This window comes from Paraburkholderia sp. RL17-383-BIF-A, from assembly GCF_046028015.1.
Classification (GTDB): Bacteria; Pseudomonadota; Gammaproteobacteria; order Burkholderiales; family Burkholderiaceae; genus Paraburkholderia.
Map to the genome: position 1 here is coordinate 57,599 of NZ_JARESR010000022.1, position 18,218 is coordinate 75,816.

The window sequence follows — 18,218 nt, forward strand, 5'->3', positions numbered from 1 at the left end:
GGCGCGGCGGCCCGGCGGGGGACTTCAAGCGAAAGCCGTACCAGGCCCGCAGCACGCGGCGGCGCGCTTCAATCGCTCGGGGTGGTTTTCGGCTTGTCGTACTTGATATAGCGGAAGCGTTGATCGTCCGTCGGCGTGCCTTCGAGGGGGCCGCCTTCAGTGCCCGGCTGCCACTGAATGAACGACTCGATCTTGCTGGCGAGCGCGAAGTCCTTGTCCGTGATGCCTTTTGCGGAATGCGTCTTGAGCTTCACGGTGACGAATGCGTAGGAGACCGTGAGATCAGGGTGATGCCAGGCCGCTTCCGCGAGATGGCCCACCGCGTTCACGACCATCAAAGTCCCTTTCCAGCCTTCGGTGCGGTATTTGCGCCGCAGCCAGCCGTCTTCCAGATACCAGTGCTGTAGCGGGCCGACGAGGCGTTGCTGGATCTCCTCGTCGGAGTAGACCTGTTCTGCGTTTGCCATGACCGTTGCTCCACACGTGTTGGAACCACCCTTAACCACATGATGCGCTGCAAATGACGAGCCAGTGAACGGGTCGCGCCCTGGGTGCGCGCGTTTTGTTGCTGCCTGCTTCGCGACGGACACGCTTCGTACCGGCGCGTGACACAGTATGTCCCACCCGGGGCGGCGCAGCCGTTGCGGCCACGCTGCCGATGCGCGGCACGCTTCGCCGCGCGGCGCGCCCGGACGAGCTTCTGGCGGCGAAGGATGCGCACGGTGGTTCGATTCCGGCATGGAATATGCGTTGGCCGTCATGCGCCATAAAGCCCGGCAACGATCGGGAAGCGGCGCTGATCGTTACCCGCATTCGAGGAGGCGCGCCCGATGCGACGAGGTAGCGTGGGTCATTCGTGAGTTGAACAGCAAGACCATTCTGGAGGAGACATGAACTTACGCACCACGGTTCTTGGGCTCGCGATCCTCGCGTCGGCAGCCTTGAGTTCTTTCGTTGCACAGGCCGACTCGCAGCTCGACGGGCTCATGAAGAATCCGTCCAACTGGGCGGCGCAGGCGGGTGATTATGCCAACCGTCGCTATAGCCCACTCAAGCAGATCAACGAAAACAACGTCGGGAAACTACAGGTCGCCTGGACCATGTCGACCGGCGTGCTGCGCGGCCACGAAGGCTCGCCGCTCGTGATCGGCGACACCATGTATATCCACTCGCCGTTCCCTAACAAGGTCATTGCCATCAACCTGAAGGATCAAACGTTCATCTGGCAGTACCTGCCGAAGCAGGACGAGTCGGTGGTCTCCGTGATGTGCTGCGATACCGTCAACCGCGGGCTCGCCTATGGCGACGGCAAGATCTTCCTGCAGCAGGCGGATACCAAACTCGTCGCGTTGAACGCGAAAACCGGCGATGTGGTCTGGACCGCGCAAAACGGCAATCCCAAGGCAGGTGAAACCAACACCAACGCGCCGCACGTGTTCGGCGACAAGGTGCTGACCGGCATCTCCGGCGGCGAGTTCGGCGTGCGCGGGCGTCTCATTGCGTATGACATCAAGACCGGCAAGCCGGCCTGGACGGCCTACAGTACGGGTCCGGACAAGGACATGCTGATCGATCCCGACAAGACGACGACCTATGCCGACGGCAAGATGGTGCCGGTGGGCGCGGACTCGTCGCTGAAGTCGTGGAAGGGGGATCAGTGGAAACTGGGCGGCGGCACCACTTGGGGCTGGTACGCGTGGGATCCGAAACTCAACCTTGTCTACTACGGCACTGGCAATCCGGGTACATGGAACCCGACGCAACGTCCGGGCGACAACAAATGGTCGATGTCGATCTTCGCGCGTGATCTGAACACCGGTCAGGCCAAGTGGGTCTACCAGATGACGCCGCACGACGAGTGGGACTATGACGGCGTGAATGAAATGATCCTGTCGGACCTGTCGATCGACGGCAAGAAGGTTCCGGCTATCGTTCACTTCGATCGTAACGGTTTCGGCTACACGTTGAATCGCGAAACCGGACAACTGCTGGTTGCGCAGAAGTTCGATCCGGCGGTGAACTGGGCTGATCACGTCGATATGAAGAGCGGCAAGCCGATTCGCAACGCGGCCTATTCGACGCAGGCAGCCGGCTCGGATCACAACGTGAAGGGCATCTGTCCGGCGGCGCTCGGCTCGAAGGACCAGCAGCCGGCAGCGTTCGACCCGGGCTCGAGCTTGTTCCTCGTGCCGACCAACCACGTCTGCATGGACTATGAGCCGTTCGATGTCGACTACGTGTCGGGCCAGCCGTATGTGGGCGCCACGCTGTCGATGTATCCGGGCCCGAACGACAACAACTCGATGGGTAACTTCATTGCCTGGGATGCTTCGAAGGGCAAGATCGTCTGGTCCAAGCCGGAGCGGTTCTCGGTATGGTCGGGCGTGCTCGCGACCGCGGGCGGCGTGGCCTTCTACGGCACGCTGGAAGGCTACATCAAGGCCGTGCGCATCAAGGACGGCAAGGAACTGTGGCGCTTCAAGACACCGTCGGGAATCATCGGCAACGTGTTTACCTACGAGTATCAGGGCAAGCAGTTCATCGGCGTCTATTCGGGTATTGGCGGCTGGGCCGGTATCGGCATGGCGGCGGGCCTCGAGAAGTCGAATGAAGGCCTCGGCGCGGTGGGCGGTTATCGCGAGCTTGCGAAGTACACGGCACTCGGCGGCACGCTGTTTGTGTTCGCCATTCCCGGCGGCAACAGCTGAACGGCCGGGTCAGGTTGAAACGCGCGGCCGGTTTGCCCTGTGAAGAGTCGGGCAGCCGGCAGCGCCTTCGATCACACGAGTCGTCTACGAGTTATCCGGGCCGCGCCTTTTCGTCTACGCGTCGATGAAACGCGCGAGGCGCGGCCCCACTTTGAAGGAGACATGTGCATATGAACGGCCGATCAATCTTGTTGCGGGCGGCTCTGCCCGCCTTTTTCATCGTACTGCCCGCTGCGTTCGCCCAGACCAATCCCGCGATTGCCCAGGTGGCGTACAAGGTGGTCGATGGCAGCAAGGTCGACAGCAATACGCTGCAAGGATGGAAGACCTGGCGCGCGCTGGCTTGCGAACGCTGTCACGGCGCGCAACAGCAGGGCATGGTCGGACCGTCGCTGGTCGAAGCGTTCAAGACGCTGGACAAAACGGAGTTTCACCGCACCGTATTCGGCGGCCGGGTCGACAAGGGCATGCCCGACTTCAGTTCGAGCCAGATGATGCAGAAGAACTGGGAGAACCTTTACGCCTATCTGAAAGGGCGCTCCGACGGCCAGATCAAGCCCGGCGATCTGCAGGCCATCGACGCGAAATAGCGCCCGCGTCTCTACTTCAGGAGGTTATCGATGCGTCATGGCAAACGAATGCCCACGCACGTCGCGCTCGTCGCCGCCGCGCTGTGCTACGCGGTGATTGCAGGCGGCGCGGTGCGTGCCGAAGGCGAGGCAATGCCGAATAACGATGGCGCCGACGGCGTGCTGCGAGTCTGTGCGGACCCGAACAACATGCCTTTGTCCAACAACAAAGGCGAAGGTTACGAGAACCGGATTGCAAGCCAGATGGCGAGCGATTTCGGCTACAAGCTCGAGTACACCTATTTTCCGCAGCGCATGGGCTTCGTGCGTCACACGTTGCGCGAGAAGGTGCCTGAGACGGAGCGCTACAAGTGCGACCTGATCATCGGCGTGCCGAAAGGCTACGACATGACCTCCACGACGCAGCCCTACCTGCGTTCCACGTATGCGATGGTGTTTACCAAGCGGCCTGAACTCGCCGGCATCAACACGCCTGATGATCTGCTCAAGCTGCCGCCGGATCAGTTGCACAAACTGCGCTTCGGCATTTTTTCGCAGACGCCCGCGGTCGACTGGCTGCTCAGTCATGACCTGATTGATCAGGCGGTTTCGTATCAGGTGCAAAGCGGCGATCCGCAAGAATATCCCGGCCAGATGATCGAAAAGGATCTGCAGGCGGGCAATGTCGATGTGGTGTTCCTGTGGGGGCCGATTGCGGGTTACTTCGCCAAGCGTTCCGGCGATACGGTCAAGCTCGTGCCATTCCCCGCCACGCCGGGGATCCGCTTCGACTATACGATCTCGATGGGCGTGCGCTACGGCGAGAAAGCGTGGAAGGACAAGGTCGATCAATGGATCGGCGCGAACCACGACAAGATCGACAGCATCCTCACGAGCTATGAAGTACCGCTTCTGAAGCCCGTCGATACGCCGGCCGGCAAGCCCGCGGACGGGTCGCCATGAAGGGTGCGCGAATGCGGTTGCGCCGCGCGTGGCGGCATGTACTTACTGTGGGTGTCGCGTGCGTGGCGTGTGGGATGCATGCCGCGGCGTTTGCCGCGAACGCCGATGAAATCTCGGCCGCCGAGCGGCTCATCTTCACGACGGATCATTTGCAGGGCGTGCAGCAGCAAACCGAGCTCGACTACACGTTCCTCAGCTCGAATCAACCGGCGCACAGCACGGACGTCGTCAAGGTGCTGGTGCTCAGCGCGGACAATGCCAAAGGCGATGCCCAGGTGTCCGATCACAGCGGAGCCGTGCCCTTGCCGAATGCCGGGTTGCAGTGCAATCCGGTGATCATCTATTTCCTCGAACGCGATATCACGGAGATGCAGAACCTGACCGGCGGGCAACGGCGCTACTTCCAGCAGCGTCTGCGGCTCGCGCTCGCCGCTGGGCCGAAGATCGAGACGGTGACCAGTCAGATCGGCGGCAAGACGGTCAAGGCTCGGCAGATCGTCGTGCAGCCGTATCTGGGAGACCCCAATGCTGAACGCTTCGCGCAATACACCGGCAAGCGCTATACGTTCCTGATCGCGGATTCGCTGCCCGGCCGGGTCGCGCTGATCCGCACCGACGTGCCCGGCGCGAACAACGATTTTGCACATCCGGTGCAGACCGAGACGCTCAGCTTCCAGGCGGCGTTGCAAAAACTGCCGTCGCCGCCGCACGCGCCGCATGCGCCGGTGAAGCCTTCCGACGCGCCTCGTGCGAGCCGTTAGCGAGGCCGCGCCAAGGTGAATTTCATCCGCTCGCTGACCTTGCGTCAGTTGCAGATCTTTGTGGTGGCGAGCCGGTACACGAGCTTCGCACGGGCCGCGGAGGAACTGCATCTGACTCAGCCGGCGGTGTCGATGCAGATTCATCAGCTCGAAGAGGCGGTGGGTCTGCGGCTGTTCGAACGCATTGCGCGCAAGCTCACGTTGACCGAAGCGGGTGAAATGCTCAGCCACCACGCGAGCCGCATTCTAGGCGAGATCAAGGATGCCGAAGACGCGATGACCTCGCTGAAGCAGGCCGATAGCGGCTCGATCGCGGTGGGTATAGTCAGTTCCGCGACGTACTTCGCGCCGAAGCTGCTCGCCATGTATTCGCACCTGTATCCCAAGGTCGATGTGCACTTTTCCGTCGGCAATCGCGACGCGCTGCTACGCCTCTTGCAGGACAATGCGATCGACCTCGCCATCATGGGGCGGCCACCGCCGGAACTCGACACCACGACCGAGCCGCTCGCGTGGCATCCGCAAGTGGTGATCGCGCCGCTCGACCATCCGTTATGCGGCGCGCGGCGCTTTGATCTGCAGGAACTGCGCGGCGATACGTTCCTGCTGCGCGAGCCCGGTTCGGGTACGCGCATGGCGGCCGAAGAAATGTTCAGGCAGCATCTCTTCACGCCCGCGAAGGTCGTCACGCTCGGCAGCAACGAAACGATCAAACAGGCGGTCATGGCCGGCATGGGGGTGAGTCTGATTTCCCTGCATACGCTGCTGCTGGAACTGCGTACCAAGGAAATTGCGTTGCTCGACGTGAACGGCACGCCGATCGAACGGACGTGGCAAGTCGTGCATTTGCGGGCCAAACAACTGTCGCCGACCTGCACGGTGTTCCGGCAGTTCCTGCTGGAGCAGGCCGCCGTTTATCTGGAGCGCGAGTATGCGCCATACACCACGTTGCCCGCGAAATCAGGAGTGGTGAGATGAGCATGACAGGACGTGGGGCGTTTGTGCGATACGTGCAGTACGTGCGATACGTGCGGACCCTCGGCGTGATCTGCGTGGCGCTCGCGTGCCCGCAGGCGTTCGGCGCGCCGACCTCGATCGCGGTCATGGATTGCGTGCTGATCGACGATAACGCGGCCTATAACGATGCCGCGACCAACCGCATCCAGCAAGCGCGCATCGAAATGGTCAGCGAGTCGCTGCGCGAGCAGTTGCGCGACACCCAGCGCTATCGTGTCGCCGACAATGCGCCCGCCACTGGTCTGATCGCCGAACTCGGCGCGTCGCAAGATCTGAACGCGTGCGCTGACTGTGCCCGGCAAGTGGGACGCAAACTCGGCGTCGAACAGGTCGGCCGGTGCTGGGTCCAGAAAGTCAGCAACCTGATTCTGAATATCAACCTGCATATCGAAGATGTCGCGAGCGGCGCAACCGTCTTCCAGCGTTCGGTCGATATCCGCGGCAATACCGACGTATCCTGGCGCCGCGGCGCAGCGGCGCTGGCCGGACTGCTTGCCGGCAGTGCGGCGGCGGGTTCGGCAGCGAGCAGCATTTCACCGTGAGAGGGTCCGGGATTCTTCAGCGGCGGCACACTGTGTACTCGAATACGTGACACGTTGACATCGTTCCTCGCGCGGGCGCGCCTGCTGCGCCCGGCAGCGTACTGGCACAGAGTATGCGGCGACGTCCGCGCATAGCCATGAGAAGCACATTCATTTGGTGGGTTCGTGACGAGCTCGCGCCTGAATTGTCTGCTATAGGGGATTGCATCGATGGGTGCTGGCGAATTGCTTCAGGACTGGCGCGTGCATGCGCTGCAGATCGAAGATGAAGTCTCGCGCGTCGTGATCGGCCAGCCGCAGATCATCCGTCTCATCACCGTCGCCCTGTTTGCCCGCGGTCATGTGCTCCTCGAAGGCGGAGTCGGTGTCGGCAAGACAACCGTATTGCGCGCGTTTGCGCGGGTGGTGGGCGGGGAGTTCGAACGCGTGGAAGGCACCATCGATCTGATGCCGGGCGATCTCGTCTATCACACGTACGTCGACGCCGAGGGCAGGCCGCGCATCGACCCCGGTCCGCTGCTTCGACACGGCGAGGGGCTGACCACGTTCTTTTTCAACGAGATCAATCGCGCGCGCCCGCAGGTTCAGTCGCTTCTGTTGCGCGCGATGGCGGAGCGTTCGGTGTGGGCGTTCGATCGCGAATTCCGCTTTCCGCATATGACGGTCTTCGCCGACCGCAACAAGGTCGAGAAGGAAGAGACCTTCGAGCTTGCATCGGCCGCGCGCGATCGCTTCCTGTTCGAGTTGGGCATGCCCACGCCGACCGAGCCCGACGTGCGGCGGGCGCTGGTATTCGATCCGACGTTCCATGACGTCGACATGCTGCTTGCGCGACTGCCGCCCGCGATCGTTCCTTGGGAACAGTTGAACCAGGTCGGCGCGGTCATTCAGGAGAGTGTGCAGTCGAGCGAGACGATCGAGCGCTACGTTCTGGATATCTGGCAGGCAACGGAAACGCCACAGCGTTTCGGCATTGCGCTCGACGGCGTCGATATGGATCGCCTCATTCTGGCGGGCGCGAGCCCTCGCGGCATGAGCGCGCTGCTGCGCGCCGCGCGCGTGGTGGCGTGGCTGGCCGGCCGTACGCATCTGGTGCCGGAGGATATTCATGCGGTGCTGATGCCGGCGCTCGGGCATCGCGTGTTCTTCACGCCGATCTACGAACTGCGCCGCCAGGAGCTCGCCGAAGCGCTGACGGCGCAAATTATGAACAGGCTGGCCGTACCCTGAGCCATGAACGCGACCCCCGAATTTCACTACCGTTTGCCGATGCGCGCAGGCGGTTCTCGTCCCGGCTCGCATCCGGGATCGAGCTTCGGCGCCGGCCAGGAATTCGCGATGCACGGCCGCCTTTTCGACTACCCGGATCCGCGCCGCCTGGATTTGCGCGCCAGCGTGCGCGCCGCACGCTCCGAATGGCTGGTGCGGGTTCACCTGCAGCGCGCTGCGGTGCCGGTGCAGGTGATCGTCGATGTTTCCGCTTCCATGCACTTCGGCACGCGCCAGACGAAATTGCAGGTTGCCGCCGACTTTGTCGAGGCGTTGGGATATAGCGCGTTTCGCGTCGGCGATCAGCTGGGCATGCTCGCCTTCGATAACGCCGCGCGTGACGATCTATTCATGCCGGCGCGATACGGGCGGGGCGTCGGCAACCTGCTCGCGACGATGTTGCGTGACAGCACGAGCGACACAGCCGGAAGCGGCGGCATTGCCGGGCTGCAACGCGCCGCTTCGACGCTGGCCGGGCGGCGCGCGCTGATCTTCCTTGTTTCGGATTTTCACTGGCCGCTCGCGGAATTGCCCGCCGTACTCGACCTGCTGGTTCATGCCTGTGTGGTGCCGATGGTGGTCTGGGATACCGCTGAGATCGCACCACCGCACGGCGCTCCGCTGCTTGCGGTCCGTGACGCCGAGTCCGCCCGGCAGCGCACGCTATGGCTGCGTGGCAGCGTGCGCGCGCGTTGGCGCGAGGCTGTCGCGCGGCGGCGTGCTGAACTCGCGACGATGTTCGGCAAGCGTGGCATGCAGCCGTTTTACATCGAGAGTGCTTTTGATCCAGAGGCGATGTCGCGCTATTTTCTGGAGACGATCGCATGAGACTCGATGGGCGCTGCGCTGGCAGATCATATAGTTCGCTGCGCGGGACATCTGTCGCGAAGAGGTTTGTCTCTTCGCTAGCGTGGTTGTTGGTGGTGGTGTTGGCACCGATGCCGTTAATGAGCGTCGCCGCAGGGCCGGCCGTTGTGTCTCAGCCAACGGTTCAACAGCCGCGCGCATTCGGCCACCTGCTCGGCGATATCCTCACGCAACGCATTCTGCTGTCCGCCGGCGATCACGATGCGGGTTCGATGGCGCCGCCTTCCGTCGGCCGCACTGACGAGTGGCTGGAACGGCGGCCCGCCCGGTTCGAAACCGATGCCGACGGTCGTCGCTGGATGGTAATCGACTACCAGATCGTCAACGTCGCGCCCACGCTCACCAGGATTGCTCTGCCGGCGTTGACATTGACCTCGGCGTCCGGCGCGACGCTGCAGGTCGCGGAGTGGCCGCTCAGCATCGGCCCGATGACACAGGTCGATGCCTTCGATGCCGGTGACCTGCAATTGATGCGGCCTGACCGGCAGGCTCCTGCGCTACCGACCGCGCCGCTGCGGCGGCAGGCGAGTTTCGCGCTTGGCCTGCTGCTGCTGACGCTGCTGTCGTGGGCAGGCTGGTGGCGGTGGCGCAACTGGCACGAGTCGGCGCGGTTGCCGTTTGCGCGCGCGTGGCGGCAGATGCGGCGACTGGACCCGCCGAACGCGGACACGTCTGCCGATGCATGGCTCTGCCTGCACCGCGCACTGAATGAAACAGCGGGCCATGTCGTTCACGCGGGTTCTTTGCCCAGCCTGTTCGCGCGAGCGCCGTATTTGCAGCCTCTACGCACGCAACTCGAACAGTTCTATCAGCAATCGACCGAGCGCTTCTTCACGCCTGCACCGGCGCTCGCCCCTTATCCGCTACGAGGGCTGTGCCGCGCACTGTATCGCGCAGAGCAGCGCCATCAGCGATGAACACCGCATTCGATTTCGCCTATCCGTGGCTGCTTGTTCTCGTGCCGTTAGCCGCGCTGCCGTTGTTGCCACGACGCGGCGACACGCTGGCCTTCTCCTGGGTCGCATGGCTTCCGGAGGATCGCGTCGGGCAATGGCTCGGCTTCGTCGTGCGGGGCAGTGCCGTGCTGGCGATAGCGGCGATTGTGGTTGGCCTCGCCGGTCCGGGACGCTCGCAACGGCAAGTGCTGCGTACCGGCAGCGGAGCCCAGATCCTGATCCTGATGGACCGCAGTGCGAGCATGGACGAAACGATGAATAGCAAAGGGGTGGAGTCGCCGGCGGGTGAATCGAAAAACAAGGTGGCGCGCGCTTCGTTGACGAACTTCGTGGCTCAACGGCCCAACGACCGGCTTGCGTTCATGATGTTCGGCACGAGTTCGGTGCTGGCGATGCCGTTTACCTACGACTCCCGTGTGATCGAAGTCGCGATTGCGGGCACGGCGGTGGGTCGCGGCATGCCGGACACGCAACTCGACCATGGGTTGCTGGCGGCGATCGGCGAGTTCAATGGCTGGGCATCGTCGGGGCGCCGGGCGATCGTGCTCGTCTCGGACGGTGGTGCGAGACTCGACGCGGAAGTACGGCGTCTCATTCAGGATGGACTGACGCGCAACAAGATCGCGCTTTACTTTATCTACTTGCGCAGCGGCACCTACAGTCCCGATCTGAACGCTGCGGTTCCCGCGAGTGAGTCTTCGGCCGAAGCCGAGTTGCATCGTTTCTTCCTCTCGCTGAAGACACCGTATCGCCTCTTTCAGGCCGGCGATGCGCGAGCGATGAAGGACGCCATGGCCGAGATCAACCGCCAGCAAAACGCGCGGACTTCGTTTGTCGAGCATTTGCCACGGCAGGATCTCAGCCCGTATTGTTTCGCGCTCGCGCTGGCCGGTTGTGCGCTGTTGCTGGCTTTGCGGCTGCTTCAGGTGCGGGCCTGGTCATGAAGCGCGCGTCGATTCATCTCATCTTCGCGGCCGTCGCGCTATGTTGCGCCGGTGTCGCGGCGTATGACGGGGTTCGCCTGCGGCACGCGCAGCACGTCAATCAGGCGGTCGCGGCAGTCGCGGCTGAAACAGCCAAAGCAGCCGGCAAAGCGGCCGCGACAGGCGCTCTGCGCGACGAACAGGGCCAACGCGAGGACGGCCAGGTTCGACTCGCGCGCGCCATCGCGTTGTCGAACGTGGGTGCCTACGACAGGGCAGGCCCGCTCTTCGAGGACCTGATCCGTGAGGGGCAATCTGGCGAGGTAGGGCGCGCGGCGCTGTTCGATCTTGGCAACATGTACCTGCGTGAGAGCATGGGCGACAGCCGCTCCGGCACGGTCCGGTCGGCCGCCATGATCGAGGAGGCCAAGGCGCGCTACCGGACTTTGCTGCGTGCCGCGCCGGACGATTGGGATGCGCGCTATAACCTCGAACGGGCGCTGTGGCTCGCGCCTGAAACGCACTCCACGGCGGAATCGCCGGAGGTCAAGTCGCAGCACAACGTCAAGGTGAGCGATCCGCAGAGCAAGGATCTGCCATGAGATTCGGCGCGCCGCAGCGTGGGCTTTCCGGCCGGCGGCACTGGACGACGCCCGTGGCGCTCGTGTTGTTGATCGCAGCGGTCGCCATGCCTCGCGTGGTACTGCCGCGCAATACGTTCAGCTACATCGTCACCTTCGACATTACGCAGAGCATGGATGTCGAGGACATCGCACTGAATGGCGCACCGGTGAGCCGCCTGGCGTTCGCGCGGGCTGCGGCGCGCGACGCGCTGGGGCGATTGCCATGCGGGTCGAAGCTTGGGTGGAGTGTGTTCACCGGTCAGCGGACGTTGCTGTTGCTGCCGCCCGTCGAAGTCTGCAGCAACTACGATGCGTTACTGTCCTCGCTCGACAGGATCGACTGGCGAATGCGCTGGACCAACTGGAGCCGCATTGCCGAGGGCGGCGTCTATTCCGCGGTTCGCGTGGCGCAGGATATCGGTCATGGCGCGGCCGTCGTGTTCGCTACCGATGGACAGGAGGCGCCGCCAATCCTGCCTTCGGATGCGCCGGCGCGGGACATCAACCCCGCTCAGGTCAAGGGCTGGCTGATCGGCGTTGGTGGCGATCAGGCCGCGCCCATTCCGCGTACCGATTCCGACGGCCGGCGTGACGGCTACTGGCAGGCAGAGGACGTGATTCAGGTACCCACGCGGCCGGGATCCGAAACGCGGGCGGAAAGCCACGAGGAGCTGTCCGAATTGCACGGGCATTACCTTGCCGCCGTGGCCGAACAGATCGGCTTCGGATATCGCCGCCTGTCGAGCACTGCGTCCTTGAGCGAGGCCCTGCTCGATGCGCGATTCGCTCACCGCGAACCGGTGCCGACGGATTTGCGCTGGTGTCCCGCGCTGCTGGCGCTGCTGTTGCTCGCCTGGCGATTCGCACCGGAGTTTCACTCGGCCACGCGTCGCGTGAGCGCCGGACGTGCGAACTCGTCATACGGGTAAATCCGCTCTGCTCAATACCTGTCGAGGGTCTGGAAAATTTGGAGCGTATCGCCTACGCTTAAGCGAGCCGGCCTTTTGGGGCGAGGGCATGACCTTCGCCCGTCTGTGCGCAGCCGACCCATTCTGACAAAGCAATCAACGGTTCTAAATCGTACGCTTTTGTTGTTTGAGAGGGTTGTGCCATCCTGCTTTTCTACGCCATTGCTGGCGTGGATGAATGCCGCACTCCAGCGCTGAAATTCTTGAACAATAAAAAGCCAAGGAGACGCTCATGCCATTCGTTCGCATTCCAGATGCTATTGGTCTTTCCCTGCTCGCCATTGCAATCGGCCTACCTTCTGCTTTTGCCGCCGACGAAGTTCAGAACACTTCGACTACGACGAGCTCACCCGTGCCGTCGACGCTGCAGCCCGTGAGTCAGGATCAACTCGACAAGGCGGCCACCACGTCGAACGACTGGTTGCTTTCGAACGGTTCCTACGCGCAGACGCGCTACTACCGCGGCGCACAAATCAACAAGACGAACGTGGCGAAACTCAGACCGGCTTTCATCTTCCAGACAGCCGTCAACGAGTCGATGGAAACGGCGCCGATCGTATCGAATGGTGTGATGTTCATTACCACCTCGTTTAACCACGTGTATGCGGTCGACGCGGTCACGGGCAAGGAGTTCTGGCATTACAAGCACAAGATGGGCTCGGTCACGACGTTTTGTTGCGGGCCCAACAATCGCGGCGTGGCCATAGCCGGCGACCGGCTCTTCATGGGCACGCTCGATGCGAAACTCGTCGCGCTCGACGCGAAAACCGGCAACGTGCTGTGGCAAACGCAAATTGCCGATCCCGATCAGGGCTACTCGGAAACGATGGCGCCGACGGTCGTCGACGGCAAGGTGCTGATTGGCACGAACGGCGGCGAATATGGCATTCGCGGGTTCCTCAAAGCGTTCGATGCAAACTCCGGTCAATTGCTGTGGACGTTCTATACGATTCCGGAAACCGGCCAGGAAGGCGTGTGGGCCACGAAGGACGCGACTGGCCGCGACGAGAAACGCGATATCGATGCCGAGAAAAAACAGCTCGCCGCGAAGGGGGGTGATTTCTACAAGACGCTCGGCGGCGGTGTGTGGATGGCGCCCGCCGTCGATCGGCAAACGCATACGGTGTTCTTCGTGGTGGGCAATCCCTCGCCGGACCTGTATGGCGCGATCCGCCCGGGAGACAACCTCTATACCGATTCGCTCGTCGCGATCGATCTGGACAGCGGCAAATACAAATGGCACTACCAGTACGTGCCGCATGACGTGTGGGATCTCGACGCCGTGAGCCCGCCGATGCTGATCGACGTGCGCGACACCAACGGCAAGATGATTCCGGGCGTGGTGCACGGCGGCAAGACCGGCCACGTGTACGTTCACGATCGCGCCACCGGGCGGCTGATCCGCTATTCGCAGGCGATGATTCCCCAGGAGAACATGTGGACGTTGCCAACAGCCGCGGGCGCGCGGATGCTGCCCGGCGCGAACGGCGGAGTCGAGTGGTCGCCAATGGCGTTCGATCCGCAAACGCGCCTCGTGTATGCGGCCAATCTGCATCAACCGATGACGTATCAGGTCGAGGACGCGGCCTATCCGGGTGGCAGCAAGCTTTGGCTGGGCGGCGCGTTCAAGACGATCGCGGCCGAACAGCAATGGGGCAAGCTCTCCGCGGTCAACGTCGATACGGGTAAGGTGGCGTGGGACTTCAAGACCGAACAACCGCTGATAGGCGGCGTGCTGGCGACGGCGGGCGGTCTCGTATTCAACGGCGAAGGCAACGGCCTGTTCCGCGCATTCGATTCCGCCACCGGCAAGAAGCTCTGGGAGTTCCAGTGCGGCGCCGGCGTTAATGCGCCCGCGGTGTCGTACATGGTGCACGGTAAGCAATACGTCGCGGTCGCGGCGGGCGGCAATACCCAGCTCGACTTCAAGCGCGGCAACACCGTGGTGGTTTTTGCGCTGCCATGACGATGCGCATGCTGATGCTACGGGGAACCCGGGGAGCGGCGAGCCGCTCATGGACGGCATGGCTGTGCGGCTGGTTCGCCGCCGCATGGCTGCCGTTGAACGCGCACGCCGACGCCGAGGCGGGCAAGGCGAAAGCGCAGGTGTGCGTGGCCTGTCATGGGCCGATGGGCAATTCGACGAATCCGGACTATCCGATTCTCGCGGGTCAGAGCGCGCGCTATCTCTATCTGCAACTCAAGGACTTCAAGGAAGGGCGGCGCAGCGATCCGCGCATGTCGCCGATGGCGGCGAACCTTTCGCGCGACGACATGCAGGATCTGGCCGACTACTTCGCCGCGCAAAAGCTGGTGTCCGTTCCATTCAAGGCGGATAGCGCCAGCATCGAAGCCGGAAAGAATAAAGCTGCCGAGGTGTTATGCACGATGTGCCACCTGGGCGGCTTTTCTGGTCAGAACGAGATTCCACGCGTCTCGGGTCAACTGTATCCGTACATCGTCAAGCAAATGCAGGACTTCCGTTCGCATACGCGGACCAACGACGCCGGCAACATGGCCAGTGTGACCCGCAATCTGACAGACGACGACATTCGCAATCTCGCCGCATACATCAACAATCTCCAATAGCAGGGAGGCGATGCCGTGAAACAAACTCTCATCCGTACCACTGCTGTTGTCGTGTTGCTTGCGGGCGCATTCGGCGCATGCATGTCCGCGCAGGCGCAAGGCGACGGAGAAACAAACAGGCAACTGCTTGCGGCCGCGAAAGACGGAGACGAGCCGTCGGCTCTCGCGGCGCTTCAACGCGGGGCCGCAGTGGATGCCATGAACCGCATCGGCGACACCGCGCTAATTACCGCGTGCAAAAAAGGCGATGTGGGAACGGCGCGGATGCTGATCGAACATGGCGCGAACGTTCAGCACGCCAGCGCGCCGGGCGTCACACCGTTGATGGCCGCGGCGTACGGCGGCTTTGATGAAATCGTCGCGCTGCTGCTGGCGCACGGCGCCGATCCTTTTGCCACGGATCGCATCGGCAAGACTGCGATGGAGTATGCGGCCGGCCAGGGACAATCGAAGGTGGTGAGTCAACTGCTCGATGCCGGGGTCGACGTGAATCGTCCTTATAAGAACGACCTCACTGCGCTGATGTGGGCTGCGGGATACGATCGCGCGGATACTGTCCGGCTGCTGATCGCACGCGGAGCGAATCGGTCGCTCAAGGATAATCGGGGATTGACGGCGAAGGATATCGCGGTGCAGACGAAGTCGGACCAGGTGGCTCGTCTGTTATCTGCCGGATAGTGCGGGAATGAGTCCGGCATGCGCGGACGCACATGCGTTGAGAAGAGTGAGCGCCTTGACGCTAAAGTTAGGCGGCGCTCATCGTTCGAACGAAGCGCTCGTTCACCGAATACGGAGCTTGAATTCAAGCACGGCCAACGAAGCGTCGGGCTGACCTTGCCGTTGCAGATCCTCCGCAAGAAGCTTTTGAAACAAGGCTAATTCTCGATCTCCATATAGTTCGACGAATTCGGCGAATACTTCGGTAATGGCATTGCTGCGTGTCGCCGGCGTCAGCGTACTGCCAATGTATGAGCGCCCTCTTGCAAGCTCGAGCGCATACGCAGAGCGAGCATTCCCGACGGCCGCGCTAATTTTTCCCCTTGCCATCTAATCTCTCTTTTTTTGTGGGCCGACCGCAGGCCTTCTTGAGTCCGTTCGTACGAAGCTGGAAAACGGTCTGCCTCGAATTTAAGGGGAAATGCTGAAGGAAATCTTAAGGGAGCGGAATAGAGCAGACATGCCGTGCCTCGTTTTAAAGCGGAGGCCAGAAACCAGGGTGCAGGTTTTTCTTCGTCAGCGAATTCGCTCGCGAAGGATTTACCGATCGGATATCGGCGTCAGTATCAACCCTTATAGCGTGGCATAAAAGGCCCACGTTGAATCCGACGCTTTGTGCCCGATTCAAGTTTGCGCCGGAGAGGCCGATAAGAAGCTGGATGAATGCATCAGTTCCTGCGCTACGTTAGTAAGTATTACTCCCATGTCCGATTTGCGTAACTTTGCGCGCGGTGTTAAGTGCACGTTGCGCCTCACATTACTTGCCGCAGCGTCTGCTGTTATCCCGGCGCACAACGTTCGAGCGGCCGCGCAGGCGAACCCGGAGCTATCCTCGAGCGAGCATGCGCCGGGCGATCTGACCGCGCTACCGCTGGAGGCGTTGATGCAGGTCACGGTGAGTAGCGCCAGCCGGCTTGCCCAGCCGATATCCGACGCACCGGCCGCGGTCTTCATTCTGACGGCCGCCGATATCCGCGATTTCGGATGGAAGACCCTCGCGGATGCGCTCGCGTCGCTTCCCGGACTCTACACAACCTACGACCGGACCTATTCGTATCTCGGCGCACGGGGCTTTCAGCGCCCGGGCGACTACAACAGCCGGTTTTTGCTGCTGATCGACGGAGTACGAACCAACGACTCGGTATTCGACCAGGCTGCCATTGGCACGGATTTTCCGGTGGACCTGGATCTCGTCGAGCGTATTGAGTATGCGCCCGGTCCAGGATCGGCTGTGTATGGTTCGAACGCGCTATTTGGCGTCGTGAACGTGATTACAAAGACCGGCGAAAGTCTCCGCGGCGCTCAGGTCGCAGTTGCAGCGGGGAGTTTTGGCGAGAAGCAGGCACGCGCAACTTACGGTTGGCATGGCACGAATGGCGCGGATGTACTGCTGTCGGCGAGTTCTTTTGTCAGCAACGGGCAGAGCCTGTTTTACCCGGAGTTCGATACGCCCGATCAGAATAAAGGCGTAGCACAAGGGCTCGACTACGACCGAAGTCAGAAGTTGCTCGCCAAGTTCACGTACGGCGAGTTCGGCCTTAGCATGGGCTATGGAAACCGGACGAAGGGCGTCCCCACCGCGCCGTATGGCGCGATATTCAACGCGCCGTTCAGCACGACCGATACGCATAGTTTTATCGACGGCACTTTTGAGCACACGATCGCGGAAGGCATCCAACTGGCGTCGAGCGCGTACTGGGGACGTTACGACTATCGCAGTCCGAGTCTTTATGCGCCAGGGCCGGTGGAGAACGTCGATGGCGACCACGCGCTCTGGTACGGCGCCGACGTTCACACCACGTTCACGTCCCTTCCGAAAAATAGAGTCGTGCTGGGTTTCGACTATACGCGCGACGCTCATCGCGATCAGTACAACTTCAATGTCGAACCCTACGAGAGTTTTCTCGACGACCGGCGCTCCGGTAACCGCACTGGAATCTACGGCGAAGACGAATTGCAATTGCCCGCGAATTTTTCGCTCAATGTCGGACTTCGTTACGACGTGGAGACAGCGGCAGGCGGCAACGTGAGTCCACGCGTGGCGCTCGCCTACAAGCCGACCAGCAGCGACACGGTGAAACTGGTGTACGGTCGCGCCTATCGCGCGCCGAACGCCTATGAACTCTATTACGCTGTACCGGGGGTGGGTGGACAGTCTGCGAATCCTTCACTGAAGGCCGAGCACATCACGACCACCGAACTGATATACCAGAGACAGTTTGGCGCGACGGGTCGCGCGACACTTTCTCTGTTCCATTACGACATTCGCGACCTGATCTCGGAAACGACCTCGCCGGCCGGGCTGTACGTTTTTGAGAACCTCGACCGGGCGAAAGCGAACGGCGCTGAAATAAGCTATGAGCAACGATTCGGTGAAACCCGAGTCCGGGCCAGCTATTCGTGGCAGATCGCCCGAGACGGCGCCACCGGAGACATTCTGCAAAATTCACCGCGGCATCTCGCGAAACTCAATCTGGTACTGCCGCTCTTTGGCAATGCGGCGCGGCTCGCCACCGAACTGCGCTGTGTATCAAGCCGACTCGCCGAAAGTGGCCACGCAGCAGGGTACTGCCTGGGCAACCTGTCGGTCGGCTCGACGCGCCTGATCCAGCACGCCGACGTGTCGTTCTCGGTGTACAACGTAGCCAACACACAGTATGCGGATCCGGCGGGCCCCGGCTATACGCAGGAGGTCATTGCCCAGCAAAGCCGCACCTTCCTCGTCAAAATGGTGTACGGATTCTAG

At 62.1% G+C, this 18,218-nt stretch carries 18 protein-coding genes; 16 read left to right on the forward strand and 2 right to left on the reverse strand.

The window, feature by feature from the left end; genetic code table 11:
- Positions 1 to 68: 68 nt before the first annotated feature.
- Positions 69 to 467 (reverse strand): 4a-hydroxytetrahydrobiopterin dehydratase, encoded by a 399-nt coding sequence (locus P0D71_RS23460; protein WP_091803514.1) that lies wholly within the window; start codon positions 465 to 467, stop codon positions 69 to 71.
- 423 nt (positions 468 to 890) lie between these two features.
- Between P0D71_RS23460 and P0D71_RS23465 the strand changes: the two genes are divergently transcribed.
- From P0D71_RS23465 to P0D71_RS23535, 15 genes are all read left to right on the forward strand, one after another.
- Entirely contained in the window at positions 891 to 2,708 is a 1,818-nt protein-coding gene (locus P0D71_RS23465; RefSeq protein ID WP_091803508.1) for a methanol/ethanol family PQQ-dependent dehydrogenase, read from the forward strand.
- A 170-nt stretch (positions 2,709 to 2,878) separates the two neighbouring features.
- On the forward strand, positions 2,879 to 3,298 hold the full coding sequence (locus P0D71_RS23470; RefSeq protein ID WP_408482348.1) for a c-type cytochrome: 420 nt from the start codon (positions 2,879 to 2,881) through the stop codon (positions 3,296 to 3,298).
- A 30-nt stretch (positions 3,299 to 3,328) separates the two neighbouring features.
- Positions 3,329 to 4,240 carry a substrate-binding domain-containing protein gene (locus P0D71_RS23475; RefSeq protein WP_091803502.1) on the forward strand — a complete coding sequence of 304 codons (912 nt, stop codon included), beginning with the start codon at positions 3,329 to 3,331 and terminating at the stop codon, positions 4,238 to 4,240.
- Positions 4,241 to 4,251: 11 nt separating this feature from the next.
- Positions 4,252 to 5,001 (forward strand): hypothetical protein, encoded by a 750-nt coding sequence (locus P0D71_RS23480; RefSeq protein WP_408482406.1) that lies wholly within the window; start codon positions 4,252 to 4,254, stop codon positions 4,999 to 5,001.
- A 15-nt stretch (positions 5,002 to 5,016) separates the two neighbouring features.
- Positions 5,017 to 5,979 carry a LysR family transcriptional regulator gene (locus P0D71_RS23485; protein ID WP_091803496.1) on the forward strand — a complete coding sequence of 321 codons (963 nt, stop codon included), beginning with the start codon at positions 5,017 to 5,019 and terminating at the stop codon, positions 5,977 to 5,979.
- Positions 5,976 to 6,560 (forward strand): DUF3280 domain-containing protein, encoded by a 585-nt coding sequence (locus tag P0D71_RS23490; protein ID WP_408482350.1) that lies wholly within the window; start codon positions 5,976 to 5,978, stop codon positions 6,558 to 6,560. The genes P0D71_RS23485 and P0D71_RS23490 overlap by 4 nt, the downstream gene beginning before the upstream one ends.
- A gap of 210 nt (positions 6,561 to 6,770) precedes the next feature.
- Entirely contained in the window at positions 6,771 to 7,790 is a 1,020-nt protein-coding gene (locus P0D71_RS23495; RefSeq protein ID WP_408482352.1) for an AAA family ATPase, read from the forward strand.
- Between the two features lie 3 nt (positions 7,791 to 7,793).
- Complete coding sequence (locus tag P0D71_RS23500) at positions 7,794 to 8,657, forward strand: DUF58 domain-containing protein (RefSeq protein WP_408353560.1); 864 nt, start codon at positions 7,794 to 7,796, stop codon at positions 8,655 to 8,657.
- 119 nt (positions 8,658 to 8,776) lie between these two features.
- Positions 8,777 to 9,613, forward strand: coding sequence for a calcium incorporation protein MxaA (locus P0D71_RS23505; RefSeq protein ID WP_408482354.1), 837 nt, complete (start codon positions 8,777 to 8,779; stop codon positions 9,611 to 9,613).
- Entirely contained in the window at positions 9,610 to 10,596 is a 987-nt protein-coding gene (locus P0D71_RS23510; protein ID WP_408482355.1) for a vWA domain-containing protein, read from the forward strand. Before P0D71_RS23505 ends, P0D71_RS23510 begins: the two co-directional genes overlap by 4 nt.
- The gene (locus P0D71_RS23515; protein ID WP_408482357.1) at positions 10,593 to 11,177 is read left to right on the forward strand and encodes a tetratricopeptide repeat protein; all 585 of its coding nucleotides are present in this window, start codon (positions 10,593 to 10,595) and stop codon (positions 11,175 to 11,177) included. Before P0D71_RS23510 ends, P0D71_RS23515 begins: the two co-directional genes overlap by 4 nt.
- Positions 11,174 to 12,127 carry a vWA domain-containing protein gene (locus tag P0D71_RS23520; RefSeq protein WP_408482358.1) on the forward strand — a complete coding sequence of 318 codons (954 nt, stop codon included), beginning with the start codon at positions 11,174 to 11,176 and terminating at the stop codon, positions 12,125 to 12,127. The genes P0D71_RS23515 and P0D71_RS23520 overlap by 4 nt, the downstream gene beginning before the upstream one ends.
- A 271-nt stretch (positions 12,128 to 12,398) precedes the next feature.
- The gene (locus P0D71_RS23525) at positions 12,399 to 14,132 is read left to right on the forward strand and encodes a pyrroloquinoline quinone-dependent dehydrogenase (protein ID WP_408482360.1); all 1,734 of its coding nucleotides are present in this window, start codon (positions 12,399 to 12,401) and stop codon (positions 14,130 to 14,132) included.
- A gap of 2 nt (positions 14,133 to 14,134) precedes the next feature.
- The gene (locus P0D71_RS23530; protein WP_408482407.1) at positions 14,135 to 14,755 is read left to right on the forward strand and encodes a c-type cytochrome; all 621 of its coding nucleotides are present in this window, start codon (positions 14,135 to 14,137) and stop codon (positions 14,753 to 14,755) included.
- Positions 14,756 to 14,770: 15 nt separating this feature from the next.
- On the forward strand, positions 14,771 to 15,433 hold the full coding sequence (locus tag P0D71_RS23535; protein ID WP_408482361.1) for an ankyrin repeat domain-containing protein: 663 nt from the start codon (positions 14,771 to 14,773) through the stop codon (positions 15,431 to 15,433).
- 102 nt (positions 15,434 to 15,535) lie between these two features.
- Here the strand turns inward: P0D71_RS23535 and P0D71_RS23540 are convergent, their stop codons facing one another.
- Complete coding sequence (locus P0D71_RS23540; RefSeq protein ID WP_091803471.1) at positions 15,536 to 15,802, reverse strand: hypothetical protein; 267 nt, start codon at positions 15,800 to 15,802, stop codon at positions 15,536 to 15,538.
- A gap of 373 nt (positions 15,803 to 16,175) precedes the next feature.
- Between P0D71_RS23540 and P0D71_RS23545 the strand changes: the two genes are divergently transcribed.
- Positions 16,176 to 18,218: a TonB-dependent receptor plug domain-containing protein gene (locus P0D71_RS23545; RefSeq protein ID WP_408482363.1), complete on the forward strand. Its 2,043-nt coding sequence runs from the start codon at positions 16,176 to 16,178 to the stop codon at positions 18,216 to 18,218.